16 protein-coding genes are annotated in these 16,054 nt (G+C 73.5%); 7 read left to right on the top strand and 9 right to left on the bottom strand.

The genetic code is table 11. The features are described from left to right. Positions 1–198: 198 nt before the first annotated feature. Together OIE67_RS18460 and OIE67_RS18455 are read left to right on the top strand one after the other, a co-directional pair. A complete protein-coding gene (locus tag OIE67_RS18460; protein ID WP_106239326.1) occupies positions 199–417 on the top strand; it encodes a hypothetical protein in 219 nt (72 codons plus the stop codon). A 136-nt stretch (positions 418–553) separates the two neighbouring features. Further along, on the top strand, positions 554–1,036 hold the full coding sequence (locus OIE67_RS18455) for a pyridoxamine 5'-phosphate oxidase family protein (protein WP_326641929.1): 483 nt from the start codon (positions 554–556) through the stop codon (positions 1,034–1,036). Between the two features lie 83 nt (positions 1,037–1,119). Here the strand turns inward: OIE67_RS18455 and OIE67_RS18450 are convergent, their stop codons facing one another. From OIE67_RS18450 to OIE67_RS18440, 3 genes are read right to left on the bottom strand one after another with little or no spacing between them, the layout of a single operon-like run. Further along, the gene (locus tag OIE67_RS18450) at positions 1,120–1,689 is read right to left on the bottom strand and encodes a TetR/AcrR family transcriptional regulator (protein ID WP_326641928.1); all 570 of its coding nucleotides are present in this window, start codon (positions 1,687–1,689) and stop codon (positions 1,120–1,122) included. A gap of 43 nt (positions 1,690–1,732) precedes the next feature. Then, positions 1,733–2,695: a haloalkane dehalogenase gene (locus OIE67_RS18445; protein ID WP_407674865.1), complete on the bottom strand. Its 963-nt coding sequence runs from the start codon at positions 2,693–2,695 to the stop codon at positions 1,733–1,735. After that, positions 2,692–3,510 carry an NAD(P)H-binding protein gene (locus OIE67_RS18440; RefSeq protein ID WP_326641926.1) on the bottom strand — a complete coding sequence of 273 codons (819 nt, stop codon included), beginning with the start codon at positions 3,508–3,510 and terminating at the stop codon, positions 2,692–2,694. Before OIE67_RS18440 ends, OIE67_RS18445 begins: the two co-directional genes overlap by 4 nt. An 83-nt stretch (positions 3,511–3,593) precedes the next feature. Between OIE67_RS18440 and OIE67_RS18435 the strand changes: the two genes are divergently transcribed. Next, the gene (locus OIE67_RS18435) at positions 3,594–4,160 is read left to right on the top strand and encodes a TetR/AcrR family transcriptional regulator (protein ID WP_326641924.1); all 567 of its coding nucleotides are present in this window, start codon (positions 3,594–3,596) and stop codon (positions 4,158–4,160) included. Positions 4,161–4,282: 122 nt separating this feature from the next. Here the strand turns inward: OIE67_RS18435 and OIE67_RS18430 are convergent, their stop codons facing one another. Further along, positions 4,283–5,596: an FAD-binding oxidoreductase gene (locus OIE67_RS18430; protein ID WP_326641922.1), complete on the bottom strand. Its 1,314-nt coding sequence runs from the start codon at positions 5,594–5,596 to the stop codon at positions 4,283–4,285. Positions 5,597–5,747: 151 nt separating this feature from the next. Here OIE67_RS18430 and OIE67_RS18425 point away from each other — a divergent pair, with 151 nt between their 5' ends. After that, positions 5,748–6,503, top strand: coding sequence for an SAM-dependent methyltransferase (locus OIE67_RS18425; protein ID WP_326641920.1), 756 nt, complete (start codon positions 5,748–5,750; stop codon positions 6,501–6,503). Positions 6,504–6,546: 43 nt separating this feature from the next. Beyond that, the gene (locus tag OIE67_RS18420; protein WP_326641919.1) at positions 6,547–7,359 is read left to right on the top strand and encodes an aminoglycoside 3'-phosphotransferase; all 813 of its coding nucleotides are present in this window, start codon (positions 6,547–6,549) and stop codon (positions 7,357–7,359) included. Here OIE67_RS18420 and OIE67_RS18415 read toward each other — a convergent pair. The 3 genes from OIE67_RS18415 to OIE67_RS18405 form a co-directional block, all read right to left on the bottom strand. Then, the gene (locus OIE67_RS18415; protein WP_326641917.1) at positions 7,332–9,590 is read right to left on the bottom strand and encodes an LLM class flavin-dependent oxidoreductase; all 2,259 of its coding nucleotides are present in this window, start codon (positions 9,588–9,590) and stop codon (positions 7,332–7,334) included. The genes OIE67_RS18420 and OIE67_RS18415 overlap by 28 nt on opposite strands. After that, on the bottom strand, positions 9,587–10,513 hold the full coding sequence (locus OIE67_RS18410) for an LLM class flavin-dependent oxidoreductase (protein ID WP_326641915.1): 927 nt from the start codon (positions 10,511–10,513) through the stop codon (positions 9,587–9,589). The genes OIE67_RS18415 and OIE67_RS18410 overlap by 4 nt, the downstream gene beginning before the upstream one ends. A 129-nt stretch (positions 10,514–10,642) precedes the next feature. After that, positions 10,643–11,134: a MarR family winged helix-turn-helix transcriptional regulator gene (locus tag OIE67_RS18405; RefSeq protein WP_326641913.1), complete on the bottom strand. Its 492-nt coding sequence runs from the start codon at positions 11,132–11,134 to the stop codon at positions 10,643–10,645. A gap of 106 nt (positions 11,135–11,240) precedes the next feature. Between OIE67_RS18405 and OIE67_RS18400 the strand changes: the two genes are divergently transcribed. Next, entirely contained in the window at positions 11,241–11,900 is a 660-nt protein-coding gene (locus OIE67_RS18400; RefSeq protein ID WP_326641911.1) for a hypothetical protein, read from the top strand. 3 nt (positions 11,901–11,903) lie between these two features. Here OIE67_RS18400 and OIE67_RS18395 read toward each other — a convergent pair whose 3' ends face one another. Next, a complete protein-coding gene (locus OIE67_RS18395) occupies positions 11,904–12,488 on the bottom strand; it encodes a TetR family transcriptional regulator (RefSeq protein ID WP_326641909.1) in 585 nt (194 codons plus the stop codon). 117 nt (positions 12,489–12,605) lie between these two features. Here OIE67_RS18395 and OIE67_RS18390 point away from each other — a divergent pair, with 117 nt between their 5' ends. After that, complete coding sequence (locus OIE67_RS18390; protein ID WP_326641907.1) at positions 12,606–13,508, top strand: SDR family oxidoreductase; 903 nt, start codon at positions 12,606–12,608, stop codon at positions 13,506–13,508. Positions 13,509–13,518: 10 nt separating this feature from the next. Here OIE67_RS18390 and OIE67_RS18385 read toward each other — a convergent pair whose 3' ends face one another. Next, the gene (locus OIE67_RS18385) at positions 13,519–15,966 is read right to left on the bottom strand and encodes a WD40 repeat domain-containing protein (RefSeq protein WP_326641905.1); all 2,448 of its coding nucleotides are present in this window, start codon (positions 15,964–15,966) and stop codon (positions 13,519–13,521) included. Between the last annotated feature and the right edge of the window lie 88 nt (positions 15,967–16,054).

The raw sequence follows: 16,054 nt of genomic DNA, 5'->3' as shown, positions 1-16,054 counted from the left end.
CGCCAGAGGCCATATTTCACGAAATTTCGAAGTATCAGGACGGGTGCCCTCAGGGCGCCGGGACACCCGTCGAGGGGATCGGCGCTTGGCGTGTCCGACAGCGGAACGTAACCGATGGTCACGTTCCGTAGTTGCCGTGAGCGGCAAGAAGACTCATGGAAACCATCGGCCCCCTCCGTCACAGAAGGGCACCCCAGAATGCGCCAGTCAACCCGTATCGGCACCGTAACTCTCGCCGCGGCCTTCGCGCTGTCCGCGCTCGCGGCCCCGGCGGCCGCGATCGGCCCCATCTCCGTCGACGGCACCGTCAACGCGCTGAACGACACGAAGGTCTGCGCGCCCGGGCTCAAGGCCGCGGGCCTGGGCCTGGAGATACCGATCGCCTCCCCGCAGACGTCGGCCTGCGCGCAGAGCTGACGGCCTGAGGGGGGCTGAGGCGCGCGCCCCTCTCCCCCGGGGCGACGCCTCAGGCCCCCTGCCGACTCGGGACACACCCCCTCCGACCAGCGTTTCCTTCCCACCGGTACGGCCGCCCCGGCTCCATACTCGTGACATGGACCCGCGGACGGAGATCCTTCACCTGCCGGCCGGCTACCGAAACCAGGAACAGACCGTGACGCTGGCGTGGCCTGAGGTGCTGGCCCGGCTGGCCGCCGCGCCCAGCTACTGGCTGGCCACCGTACGCGCCGACGGCCGGCCGCACGTCGTGCCCGTCGGCGGGGTCTGGCTGGACGACGCACTCCACTTCGGCGGCAGTCTGGAGACCGTCCACGAGCGCAACCTGCGCCGCAGCGGCCTGGCCGCCGTGCACCTCGACGACGCCGCCTCCGCCGTCATCGCCGAGGGCCGGGCCGTACGCGTGCATCCCGCCGCCGAGCAGGCCCGCCGCCTCGCGGACGCGACACGGGCGAAGTACGGCCTCGACTCGGGCCCCGACACTTACGCACAGGGCTGCTGGTCGCTGACGCCGTCTCGCGCCATAGCGTGGACCGCCCTGGCGACGGACGCGACCCGGTTCACCTGGGACGGCAGGTGACCTCCCGACGCGTGGTCACAGTTCGTAGCGGCTCGGCCGCGGGTTCCGGCGACATCGGTGTCGGCCACCGGGCGGGTGGGCCGTCACGGGAGCGGGTCGCCCACGAGGTAGTGCTGCACCACCGGCCCGACGTCGCGCACCAGCGTCTCTATGTCGGCGTCGGCCATCGGCGGGAAGCGCAGCACGTACCGGGTCAGGGCCAGGCCGAGCACCTGGCTGCTGACGAGCCCCGCCCGGTGCGCGGCGTCGCCGGCCCCGGTGACGGCGGCCACGAACGCGGCGATCTGCGTCTCGAACACCTCGCGCATGCGCTCGGCGGCCATGGGGTTCGTGCTGGCCGAACGCAGCAGCATGATGAGCACGTCGTCGGACAGGTCGCCTTCCCACCGCGCCAGGAAGTGCCGGACGAGCAGCTCGCCCAGCCGTTCCCTCGGCGGCCGCTCGACCACGCCGAGCCGCAGGTCCACGTCCACGGCGGCGCTGAACAGCCCCGCCTTGCTGCCGTAGTAGCGCATGACCATGGACGGGTCCACGCCGACCATGGTGGCGACCGCCCGGATCGTCATGGCCTCGTAGCCGCGTTCGATGAGCAGTTTCCTGGCGGCGGCCAGGATGGCGGTCCTGGTCGCCGCCGAGCGTTCGGTGAAGGCCATGACAACAAGTGTAGGCCAACATCTGTTGGGAATCGTCCGTCGCTCACCACCCCTGCCCGGACATCCACTCCCTGACGGCGGCCGCGACGACCTCCGGCTGGTCCTCGGGGGTGTGGTGACCGGCGACCTCCTCCCGCCGGACGATCTCCAGCGCCGCAATGTTCTCCGCGCACCAGGCGAGGGTCTCCTCCGTCCACATCGTGCCGGGCCCGGGACGGAAGCCGAGCAGCAGTTTCGGCACCTCCGCGCTGGCGGCCAGCCACCGGCCGAACGCCTCCACCCTCTCGACCACGTCGGCCGGCTCCCCGCCCAGCGGCATCGAGCGGGCCCACCGCAGCAGCGGCAGCCGGCTCTCCCTGGTCGGGTACGGCCGCAGGTAGGCCGCCCGGTCCTGCTCCGTCAGGGTGGCGGCGGTGGCGGGCAGGCCCGCGCGGAGGAAGGCGTTGTCGTCCAGCATCATGGACTCCCCGACGCCGCCGGTCTTGATCGCCCGGAACAGCTCGCGCCCGCCTTCAGGGAACTCCTCCCAGGTCATCGGCTTGACGATGGCCTCGGTGAAGGCGATCCCGCGGACCCGTCCCGGATGGCGGGCGGCCCAGTCGAAGGCCAGCGCGCCGCCCCAGTCGTGCCCGACGAGCACGACGTCGTCGAGGCCGAGGGCGTCGAACCAGGCGTCCAGGTGGCGGGCGTGGTCGGCGAAGGTGTAGCCGATGGCGGGCTTGCCCGACTCCCCCATGCCGATCAGGTCGGGAGCCAGGCGCCGGCCGCGGCCGACGGCGGGCATCACGTGCCGCCACAGGTGGGAGGAGGTGGGGTTGCCGTGCAGGAAGACGATCGGATCGCCTTCGCCCAGCTCCCGGTAGGCGATCGTGGACCCGAGGACCGGCAGGCTCCGCATGACGGAGCCGGTCCCGTCCCGTCCGGGCGCAGGAGTGCGCGGGCCGACCGGAGCGTTGAAGATGCGCGGGGCGTTCATGGTGCGCGGGGTGCGCGCGGTGCCGGTCATGGGCGGAAGGCGGCGGCGTTGCGGGCGGCCCAGTCGGCGAAGGAGCGCGGGGCGCGGCCCAGGACGCGCTCCACGTCGGGGCTGACCCGCTGCTCGGCGGGGAGCGGCGTGCCGAGGATGGCCAGGGTGCCCTCGACGACCGGCTCCGGCATGAACTGCAGCATCTGCTCGCGGGCCTGCTCCGGGGTCTGCTCGACGAAGCTCACCGGCGCGCCGACGGCCTGCCCGATCGCGGCCGCCCTGTCGCGCGGGGTGACGGGCGCGGGCCCGGTCAGCTCGTACGTACGCCCTGCGTGCCCGTCCGAACGCAGCACCACGGCCGCGACCTCGGCGAGGTCGGCCGGATCGACGACCGGCAGCGCCACGTCGGCGAACGGCGCGGCGGCGGTGCGGTGCGCGCGGATCGGCTCGGCCCAGGCCAGGGCGTTGGAGGCGAAGCCGCCCGGCCGCAGGATCGTCCACTCCAGCCCGGACTCGCGCACCGCCCGCTCGAAGGCGGCCGGGTGCTCGTACGCCCCCGGCCTCGTCCCCGCTCCCTGGGAGGAGAGCAGGACGACGCGCCTGATGCCACCCGCCTGGGCGGCCTCGAGGACGGCGCGCGGGTCGGAGCCGGCGACGAGCAGGAACAGCGCGTCGGCGCCGTCGAAGGCGTCCTTCAGCGTCGCGGGGTCCGCCAGGTCGCCGGCGCTGTGCCGGACGCCCTCGGGGAACGTCGCGGGCCGGCGGGAGAGCGCGGTCACCCGCTCGCCGGCCGCGGCGAGCAGCCGGACCAGCTCGCCGCCCACGTTGCCGGTGGCTCCTGTCACTACGATCATGTCCGCTCCTGAGAGTTAGTTAGTTGACTGACTTAGAACGAGACCATAGCGAGCCGCCGGGCTGCTTGTCTATAGTCAGTCAGGTGACTAACTCAACACGGGCGGGGAAGCGGGAACGGCTGGCGGGCGCCGCCGTACGTGTGCTACACGAGCAGGGGGTCGAGAAGACGACCCTCGCCGACATCGCACGCGCGGCCGACGTCCCCGTGGGCAACGTCTACTACTACTTCAAGACGAAGGACCAGCTCATCGAGGCGGCCATCGAGGCGCACGGCCACCACCTCCAGACGATGCTCGACGAGCTGGGCCGGCTCGCCGAGCCCCAAAACCGGCTCAAGGCCCTGCTGCGCGGCTGGATCGGCGAGCGCGACCTGACCGCCCAGTACGGCTGCCCCACCGGAACGCTCGCCTCCGAGCTCGACAAGCGCGACGACGGCCTGGACCGCGCCATCGCCAAGGTGATGGGCCGGCTGCTCGCGTGGGTGGAGGAGCAGTTCGCGGCCATGGGACGGACGGACGCCAAGGAGCTGGCGGTGGCGCTGTTCGCCTCCTACCAGGGCGTCGCCCTGCTGACCAACACCTTCCGCGACCCGGACCTGATGGCCACGGAGGGAGCCCGCCTCGAACGCTGGATCGACTCGCTGACCTGAGCGCACCGACACCGCGGCATGAGAGCACGGCCGGAAAGCCGGGCAGCAGCTGGGAGGCGTGCTCGGGGAGGCGATCGGGCTCCGGGCGACCCTCTGGGCGGCGGCGGCCGCCATCGTGCTGGTCAGCCCAGGACGGGGAAGTTGGCGCGGATCACGCCGTGCGGGTCGCGGGCCCGCTTGATCGCCCGCAGCCGCGCCAGGTCAGGCCCGGTGAAGGCCGCCGCGGCCCGCTCCCCGGCCCCCAGCATCGTGTACGGCTTGCGCCCGCCGACCCGCTCCCCCAGCTCCTCCGTGTAGCGCCGCTGCCTGGCGCCCACGGCCGCGCTCAGCTCCGGGTTCAGCGCCAGGCCGAAGGTGGACAGCAGGTAAGACTCGGTCACGGGACCGCTCGGCCCTCCGTCCGGCCGGGCGGCGGCCAGCGCCCCGCCCAGGTGCCTGAGCTGCACGCCGACCACCGGTTCCGCGGGCGTGTCCAGCAGGATCCCCGCCACCTCGTCGTCCAGGCCGGTCAGCAGCTCGGCGCGGGAGCGGGCCGGCGCCGGGTCGGTGGGTTCGGCGGTGACGGCGCCGAGGTCGGCCACGGCGACCGGCCTCCGGCTGTCGGAGAGCGCGTCGCCGATCTTGTCGAGCCGGGCGAGCAGCGCCCTGCCGTCGCCCTCCTCGCCGAGGTAGGTGACGTCCAGGGTGACGAGGGGCGGCGCCTGCGGCAGGCGTACCCGGTTGAACCAGACGCTGAGCTCGTCCGGCGCGTCGAAGGTGATCTCGCGGAATGCCTCGAACACCTCCCTGGCCCGGTCGCCGGGCCAGACGACCCGGCCCCCGTACAGAGCGGGGGCGGGATGCAGGTCGAACTCGACCGCCGTCACCAGCGCGAAGTCGCCACCGCCGCCGCGCAGCGCCCAGAACAGGTCGGGGTCGGAAGCGGCGGTCACGGTGGCGGGCTCCCCGTCGGCCCGCACCACCTCGAAGGCGCGCACGCTGTCGGCGGCGAACCCGTACCGGCGGCCGAACCAGCTGAGGCCGCCGCCGAGCGTGTAGCCGGTCACGCTCACGACAGGGTTGCTGCCCGCCAGCCCGGTCAGGCCGAGCGGCCCGGCCGCGGCCAGCGTCTCCCCCCACGTCACTCCGGCGCCGACGCGGGCCACCCGCTCCTCCCCGCGTACCTCGACGCCGCCGAGCCGCCGGGTGCGCAGCAGGACGACCCCGTCGGCGTCGCCGGAGGCGCCGTGCCCGCTGGGCTGCGCGCTGACCGCCAGCCCGGCTTCGGCCGCGTACCGGACGACGGCGGCGACGTCGGCGGCGTGCGCGGCCTCCACCACGGCCGCCACGCGCTGCTCCACCGACAGGTTCCACGGCCTGGCCGCCTGCTCGAACCCGTCGTCTCCGGGCAGCAGCACCCGGCCCGCCACCGCGCCGCGCAGATCTGTCTTCGACATGTGCTCTTCCAGCCTTCCCGTGTCCGTCATCGGCCCCCGGTCGTCCGGGGGCATCGCTATGACGGAGGCCGCGGAAGAGATGTGACGGGAAGGCCGGAGTCCGGCGAAAAGGGTTTGGGGTGGGGCGACGCCGTCCGGCATATTGCCTGCCATGGAACGCGACCTGATCAGCCATCTCGCCCACGGAGACCACCCCATCGCCGCGCCCGTCTCCGAAAGCGGGCTCGAACGCCTGCTCACCAGGGCCGGGCTGCCGCCCCGGGCCCGCATCCTGGACCTGGGCTGCGGGGAGGGCGCGTGGCTGACGCGGGCGCTGACGCTCTACCCGGATGCGACGGCCGACGGGGTGGACGTCTCCGAGTCCGGCCTGGCCGCGGCCGCCGAGGAGGCGGGCCGCCGCGGCGTGGCCGACCGGCTGCGGCTGCACCGCACGCCCGCCGCCGGCCACACGAGCGCGGAGCCGTACGACCTGGTGCTGTGCGTGGGAGCCACGCACGCCTACGGCGGGCTCGCGCCGACGCTGGCCGCCGTCCGCGGCCACCTGCGGCCGTCCTCGGGGCTGGCGCTGGTCGGCGAGGGCTTCTGGGAGCGCCCGCCGACCCCTGAGCTGCTCGCCTCGCTCGGCGCCGAGCCGGACGAGTACGCGGACCTGGCCGGCACGGTGGAGCGGATGGAGGCCGCCGGGTACGCCGTGATCCACGGTCACACCAGCACGCTCGCCGAGTGGGACGAGTACGAGTGGTCGTGGACCGGCACGCTCAGCCGCTGGGCCCTCACCCATCCGGGCCCCAACGGGGACGCGGCCCTGGCCGCGGCGCGGGAACACCGCGAGATGTGGCTGCGCGGCTACCGCGGCGTCCTGGGCTTCGTCACGCTCCTCCTTCACCAGACCCCTGAGCCGGGATAAGGCGTTGTCAGCGGGTCCGTCCGGCTGCGAGGATCCCGTGCCTGTGAGCCGTTCCGTCGCCGCCGAGATCCCGGCCGGCCCTGTGACCGTCCCCGCCGTCGTCGCCGGCCTGGCCGGCGGTGACGTCATCACCCCGGTGTGGCGCAACGAGCTGGGCGGGCTGACGTTCCGGCTCGACGGCACGGGAGGCGAGGTCCGCTACGCCAAGTGGGTCGCCGCCGGCACTCCCGAGATCGATCTCGGCGCCGAGGCCGAGCGGCTGGCCTGGGCGGGGCGGTGGGTACGGGTGCCGCCGGTGCTCACCCACGGCGCGGACGCCGACGGCGCGTGGCTGGTGACGGCCGCCGTGCCCGGGGTGTCCGCGGTGGACGCGCGCTGGGCCGACGACCCGGCCGTCGCGGCGACGGCCATCGGGCGGGGGCTGCGGATCCTGCACGACGCGCTGCCCGTGGCGGAGTGCCCGTTCGACTGGAGCGTCGAACGGCGGCTGCCCCGGGTGGCCGAGCGGATCGCCGACGGCGAGGGTCCCGGCGACTGGGCCCCCGAACATCGCCCGCTCGGCCTGGCCGAGGCGCGGGCCCGGCTCGAAGCGCCGCCACCGGTCGACCGGCTGGTGGTCTGCCACGGCGACGCGTGCGTGCCGAACACACTGCTGCTCGACGACGGCACGGTCGCCGCCCACGTCGATCTCGGCTCGCTCGGGGTCGCGGACCGGTGGGCCGACCTCGCCGTCGCGGCGTGGAGCGCCGAGGAGGACTACGGGCCCGGGCACGACGCCCACGTCTACGCGGGGTACGGGATCGAGCCGGACGCCGAGCGCATCGGGTACTACCGGCTGCTCTGGGACCTGGCCTGATCCGGTTCCGGGGTGATGTTGAAGTTGTCGCGGAAGACGTTGTCCGGGTCGTAGCGGCGTTTGAGCGCGCGCAGCCGGCGCAGATGGGCGTCCGGGTAGGCGTCGTGCAGGCGTTCTGGGCGCAGGTCGGTCTCGAAGTTGAGGTAGAGGCCGGAGAAGTGGGGCAGCATCGCGTCCCAGGCGCTGTCCAGGGCGCGGCGGTTCGCGCCGAACGCGACGAGCTGGAAGTTCGCCGAGCGCCCGGCGTACGCGGTCGCGTCGGAAGGTACGTCGGCCACGGCGCCGCCGACCGAGCGGATCGCGAAGAAGTACGACAAGCCGCCCGCGATCAGCCGTCCCACGTCGCCGGCCAGCTCGGGCGTGAGGTGGCCGGCCAGCGCGGACCTGGTCACCGGCTCGCCCTGGCCGTCGTGGGGCGCCTGCGGCGCGTTCATGATCGCCTCGTACGGCAGCACCTGGATGGAGTAGTCGAGCACCGGCGCCACGGACGCGAGCGGCTTCAGGCGGGCGACGATGCTCTCGGCGTCGCGGGAGTCGACGACGGCCATGACCTGGGCGACGGTCGGCTGTCCCAGGCGGGGCCGGCCGATGATGAGGAAGCTGGTCAGGTCGCGCGGCGCGGCCTCCATGACGGCGCCCCACCGTTCGAGGAACCCGGCCGTGTCACTGGCGTCCATCACGAACTGCCCGAAACCCACCTCGCCCACCTCGTCGGCCTCGAACTCGAAGGAGGTGACGATGCCGAAGTTCGCCCCGGCGCCGCGTACGCCCCAGAACAGCTCGGCGTTCTCCTCCTCGTCGGCGCGCACCCGGGTGCCGTCGGCCAGCACCAGGTCCACGGCGCGGAGGTGGTCGACGGTGAGGCCGTGCTCGCGGACGAGCCAGCCGATGCCGCCCGACGTGGCCAGCCCGCCGACGCCCACGCCGCCGTAGTCGCCTGAGCTGAGCGCCCAGCCGTGCGGGGAGAGCGCGGCGGCGACGTCACGCCAGCGCGCGCCCGGCTCGACGCGGACGCGCCGGGTGGCCTTGTCGAGTATTTCGATGGCGTGCAGGCGGGACAGGTCGATGACGATGCCGCCGTTGTTGGTCGAACGGCCGCTGATGCCGTGCCCGCCGCTGCGGACGGACAACTTCACCGGCTGCGTACGCGCGAACCGCACCGCCTCGGCGACCTCGCCCGGAGTGCCGGGGCGCAGGACCAGGCCGGGGGATCCGCCGCGCAGGTACGTCGAGCGCACCCGGCCGAAACCGGCGTCCCCCGGCTCGATCGCGGAGCCGGCCAGCGACTCGGGGACGGCGTCGTAGGCGATGCCGTCGCGGCGGTGGCGGCGGACGTACAGGCTGGGGACCTGCTCCGACCTGGGGATCTCGCCCCGGGCGGCGCGCAGCGCCGGGGCGACGTCGGTGGCGAAGCGGCGGATGGTGGCGGGGTCGTCGGTGGTGAGGATGAGCGTGCTGACGCCCTGGTCGAGGATGAGAGGGAGCAGTGCGGCGATCCAGCGTTCGGGCGGGCCGGTCAGCGAGCTTTCCGCGCCGTCGGCTGCGGTGGTGAAACGGCCCGTGATGTGGGTCAGGCGGCGGATCTCGCGCGGATCGCGCCCAGCCGCGACGGCGGCCTGGTCGATGGCGGCATTCGCACCCGCCCAACCCTCGGCACCCGCCCATCCCTCGACACCTGCCCAGCCGTCGGTGGCCGAGCCGCCATCGGCGGGCGGCCGTAGCCAGCCGTCCGCCTTGGTGCCGGCCAGGCGGAGGAGGGCCGGGTCCGGGGTGCCGGTGAGCAGGATCGGGAGGTTGTGCGCGGGAGCGGGGCCGCGTTCGGCGCCGGCCAGCCGGTGGTGCTCGCCCGCGAAACTCAAGGGTGAGCGGAGGTGCGCCGTCCAGATGCCGCGGACGATGTCGATCGCCTCGTCCAGGCCGGGTGACGCGCTCAGGATCAGCTCGGCGCGCCCGTCCGCGAGCAGGTCGAGACTCGCCGCCGCCCGCGCCACGACGGCGGGGTTGATCCCCGGCCCGCCCGGATGCGCGGCGAGGTGGATGCGGGTGGTGCGGGCGGCGGTCCAGCTCAGCAGCGTCCACGGGTCGAGCTCCGAGGCCCCCGGCCGGAACGACACGAGGTCGTAGCCCAGCTCCTCCCCCAGCCGCGCCCGCTCCACCACCGCCTGCGGCCCGTCGTCCTCCGGGGTGAGCAGCAGGCCGAGCCGCAGCGGATGCCGGTAGTCCACGCTCATCGCCCCGCTCCGGCGACCCCGCCGACGCGGGTCGCGCGTTCGGTGGCCACCAGGTCCCGGACGAGCGGCGCCACCTCCTCGCCGAACGTCCGGATGGTGACGGCGTCGTCGCCCATGACGATGTAGCCGGACAGGCCGTACTCCAGGGTCAGCGCGGCGAGCTGTTCCGCCCACTGCTCGGGAGGCCCGGACAGGAGCCGGTCACTGCGCGGCCCGAAGCTCCCGCCGAGGTTGAGCAGGCGGCGGACGGCGGCGGGTTCGCGCCCCGCCTCCACGGCGGCGGCGTCGATGATCTCGTTGGCCCGGGCGATCTCGTCCAGGCTCTTCATGTACGGCAGCGACGGCAGCCACCCGTCGGCCTTGGCGCCGGTCAGGCGGAGCATCTTCGGCTTGTACGCGCCCAGCCAGATGCCGATGTCGTGCGCCGGGGCGGGCCCGCGCTTGGCCCCGTCGACCTGGTAGTACGTCCCGTCCACCCGGAACAGGGACCCGTCGGCCACGTCCCAGACGCCACGGATGACGTCGATGGCCTCACTCAGCGCCTCGACGGCCTGCCCCGGGGTGAGCCGCCGCCCGCCCATGGCCTCGATCGCGTCCCAGAAGGCGCCCGAGCCGAGCCCCAGCTCGAACCGGCCCCCGCTGAGCAGGTCGAGGCTGGCCGCGGCCCTGGCGAGCACGGCCGGCGGGCGGAGCGGGAGGTTGAGGACATTGCCCGACAGGCGGATGCGCTCGGTCCGCGCGGCGGCGTACGACATCAGCGTCCAGGTGTCGAGGAAGGCCGACTGGTAGGGGTGGTCCTGGAAGGTGGCCAGGTCCAGCCCCGCGGCCTCTGACTCCCGCACCAGCGAGACGACCTCCTTGGGTGAGGCGTTCGCGGGGGTGATGAAGGATCCGAACATGAGCTCGTGGCCGTAGTCAGCCATGTGCCCTCCCCTTGCGCCCTCCGACAGGGCGGATGTGTTGTTGTGAAGACTATCTAGATGTCAGACGAGTTGCACAACAGTCGGTTGCACGCGGACATTCCCCGCGCATGCAAGTACTTGGGGCGCGGCTCAGGCGCCGTCGGCGAGCACCTGTTCGGCCACTTCGCACGGGTCGGTGGCGGGCTCGATGTCGCGCACGTCACAGGCCACCCTCCGCAGCAGGCTCCTGAACGTCTCCCGTTCGGCCGCGTCGAGCGCACCGAGCAGGCCGTCCTCGGCCTCGCGTACGCGCCGCTCCAGCTTCTCGAACGCGCGCACGCCCTCGGAGGTGGCCACGATCCTGCGCTGGCGGCGGTCGGCCGGGTTGAGCCGCCGCTCGACCAGGCCGGCCTGGACGAGGTCGTCGACGAGGTACGTCATCACGGTCCTGTCGATGCCCAGATGCGCGGCCAGGGCGAGCTGGGTCGGATGGTCTCCGGCCACGACGGCGGCGAGGGTCTGGTAGCCGCGCGGGCCGTGCGGCAGGTCGCCGATCACGGTGACGACCGAGCTCTGGTACGCGCGCAGCAGCACGCCGAGCGTCCAGCCGAGATTGTCCTCACCCGAGGTCTCGCCGCTCATGCGCCCCAGCATAGTCACCACCCTGGACGGCGGCCGGTGGCCGGATGTTTCACAAAACGCTGAAGCGTGACGAAGAGGATTCCGCGCGCCACTAACGTGGCCTCCCATGACGTACGGCCCGCACCAGCCCCAGCATCCCGCGCCTTACCCTCCCCAGCAGCCCCCGCAGTCCTTCGGCCCGCCTCCCGTGGTGATCGACGTCGGCGGCGACGCCAAGGTGAAGGCGATGATCGGCGGCTCCGTCTCGGGCGTGATCGGGCTCTTCGTGATCTTCTCGGTGCTGACCGGGCAGACCACGGGCGGCGCGGGGACGGCGGTCGTGGCCGGGCTGCTGGGGCTGGTCTTCCTGGGCATCGGCCTGCTGCCGGTGTTCGCCTGGAAGAAGATCAGCCGGCCGCGCCTCCTGGTGTTCGACGGTTTCGGCGTGCGCTGGGACGATCCCCGGGGCAAGCCGTGGGCGGTGGCGTGGGCGGAGCTGTCCGGGGTGGGCATCTCGCGGACGCGGCAGCGCCGGGTCAAGCTCGCCGACTACATCTTCCGCAAGACGATGGTCCGGCTGGACCTGTTCCCCGCCGACCAGGGGTTTCGCACGCGTCATCCGGACATGGAGCACCTGTGGGAGTTCCACACGGTCAAGAACGGGTACCGGCTGCCGCTCGGGTCGAATCCCAGGTACATCCCGGTGATCGAGGGTGCGATGCGGCAGTACCGGCCGGGGGCGTACCTGGGGGTCAAGGACGAAGGATTCATGGTCGGGCTCGTCTGAGCCTCATCGAGCGGCGTCGCCGGCCGGGGTGGCCAGCGAGAGGGCGCGCAGGTCGTCGAAGGCCTGGAGGAGGTACGCGTCCAGGCTCCGCGTAGAGTCGTCGATCCAGGCCTGGGCCGCATGGTGGAAGGCGGCCCACCCGGTCTGGGCGGCCAGGCCGGCCAGCCGGTCGGCGACACCGCGCCGCCGCAGCGCTTCCGCCACGGCTTCGGCCATCGACGCGGCCTTGGCCAGGTCCCGTTCACGCAGGGCCGGCGTCTCCGCGATGACCCGCAGCCGGGGCTCCGCGAAGGGCCGGTTGCCCTCAAGGATGTGCTCGACCTTCCTGAACGCGTGCAGGATCAGGTCGAGCGGCTGCAGACCGTCGGGCGCCTCGGCCACCGCCTCCGTCAGGGCCGCGCGCAGGTCGGACTCGCCGTCGAAGAGCACCTCGCGCTTGTCGGGGAAGTGCCGGAAGAACGTGCGTTCGTTGAGGCCGGCCCTGGCGGCGATCTCGGCCGTGGTGGTCCGGTCGAACCCGCGTTCCCGATACAGCTCCAGAGCCGCCTGCTGAAGGCGGCGGCGCGCTTCTGCTCCGCTCCGTGGCACGCTCCCCAGGATACGCATATGTCAGCCACTGGCGCTACTTGACGCCAGTGACTGACGCTACCTACAGTCGGCGGCTGAACGTAGTGTCAGTAACTGGCGTCAAGCGGGAGAGTTCTCATGCATGTCTTCGTCACCGGCGGTACCGGCCAGACCGGCCCCGCCGTCGTCGCCGAGCTCATCGCGGCGGGCCACACCGTGACCGGTCTGGCCCGGTCGGACACGGCGGCCGCCCGGCTGAAAGCCCTGGGGGCCACCCCCCGTCACGGCTCGCTGGACGACCTCGGCAGTCTGCGAGCCGGCGCCGAGGCCGCCGATGGCGTTCTCCACCTGGCCTACGGCGGCGACTTCTCCGACCTCGACGACATGCTGCGGCGCGACAGGACCGCGATCGAGACGCTCGGCCGGCCGCTGGAGGACTCGGGCAAACCGCTCGTCGTCACCTCGGGCACGCTGGTCATGCCGGCCGGCCGGGAGAGCACCGAGAAGGACGAACCCGACCCGGCCGGGCTCGCCGCCTTCCGCGTCGCCGGTGAGCGGGCGGGCCTTGACTTCGCCGCCAGGGGCGTGCGCGCCAGCGTGGTGCGCCTGGCTCCGACCGTCCACGGGCCCGAGGACCACGGTTTCGTCCCCATGCTCATCGCCACCGCACGGAAGACCGGCGTGTCGGCGTACGTGGGCGACGGCGCGAACCGGTGGCCCGCGGTGCACCGGCTCGACGCGGCGGTCCTGTTCCGGCTGGCGCTGGAGCAGGCGGCCGCGGGCAGCGTGCTGCACGGAGTGGCCGAGAGCGGGATCCCCTTCAGGAGCATCGCGGAGGTGATCGCCCGGGGGCTGGGCGTGCCGGCGGTCTCGCTGACTCCGGAGGAGGCCGCCACGCACTTCGTCAGCCCGTTCATGGCCAGGGTCTACGCCTTCGACGGGCCCGTCTCCAGTTCCCTCACCCGGGAGTCGCTCGGCTGGTCACCCGGACACCCGACGCTGCTCGAAGACCTGGAACACGGCGACTACCTGGCCCCTTGACCTGCGCTTCTCACGGGCAGACGTTCTGGTACGGCAGGCCGGGCACGAAGGCCGCCCACTCCTCGCGGGTCAACGAGCGCCCCGCCTGGGCACAGGCCGTGGCCGTCACGTCTCCGGTCAGCGACGCGGTGTCCCACTTCCATACGGCGTACGCATCCCCGGTCACCTGCACGAGGTCGGCCACCGCCACCACTAACTCCCTGCCGTCGCGGGTGAACGCCAGCGCCCGCACCTCACCACCGTGCCCGGCCAGCGGCGGCCCCAGGGGCCGGCCGGTGGCGGTGTCCCACAGCCGCACGGTGCGATCCTGACCGCCGGTGGCGAAGACCGTCCCATCCGGGGCGAAGGCCACAGCGCGGACCTGCCCGGTGTGACCGATGAGCGGGCGCCCGTGGGGGCGGGCGGTGAGCGGGGTTTCGTGAGGGCGGACGCTCAGCGGGGCTTCGTGGGGACGGGCGGTGGCCACGTCCCAGAGCCGGGCCCGCTGGTCCTCGCCGCCCGACAGGAGCAGACCGCCGTCCGGCGCGAAGGCGAGCGAGGTCACCGGCAGGGCGTGGGCCCGCACCGTGCCACGCGAGCGGCCGGCCGCCACATCCCACAGCGACACGGAACCGTCCGAGGTGCCCACAGCCAGCAACACGCCACGCGGATCAAAGGCCGCCGCCGTCACCCGCCCCGCATACCCGACCGGCCCACCTTTTACCTGCCCGCCAGCCTTAGACCAGATCAGAACCCCGCCCGGCTCCTGGCCTGGTGTCCCGTCGCTCTCGTTCTCGATCTCCGTGGCCAGGAGGCGGCCGTCCGGGCTGTAGGCGAGGGGGCGGCCGCGGATCGAGGTGGGGCCGTCGAGGACGGTGGTGTTCAGGCCGTGGGCGGCGTCGTCGGAGCCGGAAGCCGACAGCACGCGGCCGTCCGGGCTGAGGGCCATGCCGTCCACGAGGTCGTCGGGGCGGATGCGCAGCCGTTCGCCGAGCCGGCGGGGCCGCCGCACGTCCCACGACCACACGGCGCCGTATCCAGGTGTCGTTCCGTCGTACGGCTGGACCATGAGCCTGCTCGCGTCGGCGCTCAGTACGGCCTGGGTGGTGTCCTGCCGCTCGTACCAGCGATCGGGCATCGGCCGGTCGGCCGGGACCTCACCGCCTGCGCCGCCCGTACCCGGCAGGGTGAGCCGGTGCCGGACGCCACGCGGGATCCGCCACAGGCGCACGGTCGCGTCGGCGCCCGCGCTGGCCAGCAGACCGCCGCCGGGGCTGAACGCGACGGCGTTGACGGCGTGCGTGTGCCCGGTCAGCGGCTCCCCGAGCGGGCGGCGGGCGCGCACGTCCCACAGCCTGATCGTCGCGTCCTGGCCGGCCGTGGCCAGAACGCTCCCGTCGGAGTTGAAGGCCGCCGAGGTGATCAGGCCGGTGTGGCCGGTGAGCGGCCGGCCGATGGCGCGCCTGGTGGCGACGTTCCAGAGCTGGATGTGCTCACTGCCCGTGGTGCCGGCCAGGATCCTGCCGCCCGGCCCGAACGCGAGCGCGCCCGCCTCCTCGCGCGGCTCCGGCACGACACTCCCCCGGACCGGCCGCAGCAGGTCTCCCGTCAGCCTGCCCGAGGCGACGTCGAACGTCCTGATGAGCCCGCCCGGATACGCGGCCGCGAGCAGCGACCCGTCCGGGCTGAACGCGACCGGTCCCGGGGCACCGTCGAGGGAGTGCAGCGCGGCCACCGGCCTGCCCGAGCCGACGTCCCACAGGCGGGAGGCGCCGGTGGAACCGCTCGTCGTGGCCAGCAGCCTCCCGTCGGGGCTGAACGCGACCCAGCGCCGGCTCCACGGAGCGGTCTGACCACCGCTCCAGCTCTCGCGGGTACGGGTGTCCCACACGCGCACCCGCCCGGTCGCCGACGCGACGGCGAGATGACGGCCGTCGCGACTGTACGCCACCGCCATCCCGTCCTCCATCCCACCCTCCGACCGCCCATCCGCTTCCTCCTCCCCTGGCGCTCCTTGCCCTGGTTCCCCCTGCCCCGGATCGCTCTGCCCTGGTTCGCCCTGCTTCGTTCCCCTCTCCCCCTGTGGCCAGGCAACGAGGGTCAGGCCGGCCGTCTCCCACAGACGTAACGGCGTGCCGCGACCGGCAGCGGCCAGGGTCGCACCGTCAGGGCCGAACGCGACGGCGTGCATCTCCCCGGGGAACCCATCCAGCACGGCCAGCTGCGGCATCACCGTGGCCGCGCGAACGGCCGCTCCGGCCTCAGCGGATGCAGGCATGATGCGGGCGGCGGCGACAGCGAGCAGCCTGGCCAACCGCGGCGATGCGACGGCCATGGCCCGGCTCTGCGCGCTGAGCTGTCGGCTGAGCGCCTGGTCACGCTGAACGCGGACACGATCAAGCTCGCCCCGGGCGGCGACGTTCACGACCACCAGCCCACCCACGACGACCAGCAACATCACCACCAGCACGGCCAGCACCACAACCGGCCTGACCCGGCGCCGCCCCCGCCGAGAAGGCGCCACCCCCAGAGAACCGCGCGACACTCGACCGACGGGCGCCGGGTCT

It is taken from the genome of Nonomuraea fuscirosea, from assembly GCF_035917475.1.
Lineage (GTDB): Bacteria > Actinomycetota > Actinomycetes > Streptosporangiales > Streptosporangiaceae > Nonomuraea > Nonomuraea fuscirosea.
Note: the sequence above shows the minus strand (reverse complement) of the source record. Positions and strands in the feature narration are given on the sequence as shown.

Excerpts from the sequence above, each read along its gene's own strand:
- OIE67_RS18460 (WP_106239326.1), top strand. The coding sequence starts at position 199 with ATGCGCCAGTCAACCCGTATCGGCACCGTAACTCTCGCCGCGGCCTTC.
- OIE67_RS18455 (WP_326641929.1), top strand. The coding sequence starts at position 554 with ATGGACCCGCGGACGGAGATCCTTCACCTGCCGGCCGGCTACCGAAAC.
- OIE67_RS18450 (WP_326641928.1), bottom strand. The coding sequence starts at position 1,689 with ATGGCCTTCACCGAACGCTCGGCGGCGACCAGGACCGCCATCCTGGCC.
- OIE67_RS18445 (WP_407674865.1), bottom strand. The coding sequence starts at position 2,695 with ATGACCGGCACCGCGCGCACCCCGCGCACCATGAACGCCCCGCGCATC.
- OIE67_RS18440 (WP_326641926.1), bottom strand. The coding sequence starts at position 3,510 with ATGATCGTAGTGACAGGAGCCACCGGCAACGTGGGCGGCGAGCTGGTC.
- OIE67_RS18430 (WP_326641922.1), bottom strand. The coding sequence starts at position 5,596 with ATGTCGAAGACAGATCTGCGCGGCGCGGTGGCGGGCCGGGTGCTGCTG.
- OIE67_RS18425 (WP_326641920.1), top strand. The coding sequence starts at position 5,748 with ATGGAACGCGACCTGATCAGCCATCTCGCCCACGGAGACCACCCCATC.
- OIE67_RS18415 (WP_326641917.1), bottom strand. The coding sequence starts at position 9,590 with ATGAGCGTGGACTACCGGCATCCGCTGCGGCTCGGCCTGCTGCTCACC.
- OIE67_RS18410 (WP_326641915.1), bottom strand. The coding sequence starts at position 10,513 with ATGGCTGACTACGGCCACGAGCTCATGTTCGGATCCTTCATCACCCCC.
- OIE67_RS18405 (WP_326641913.1), bottom strand. The coding sequence starts at position 11,134 with ATGAGCGGCGAGACCTCGGGTGAGGACAATCTCGGCTGGACGCTCGGC.
- OIE67_RS18400 (WP_326641911.1), top strand. The coding sequence starts at position 11,241 with ATGACGTACGGCCCGCACCAGCCCCAGCATCCCGCGCCTTACCCTCCC.
- OIE67_RS18390 (WP_326641907.1), top strand. The coding sequence starts at position 12,606 with ATGCATGTCTTCGTCACCGGCGGTACCGGCCAGACCGGCCCCGCCGTC.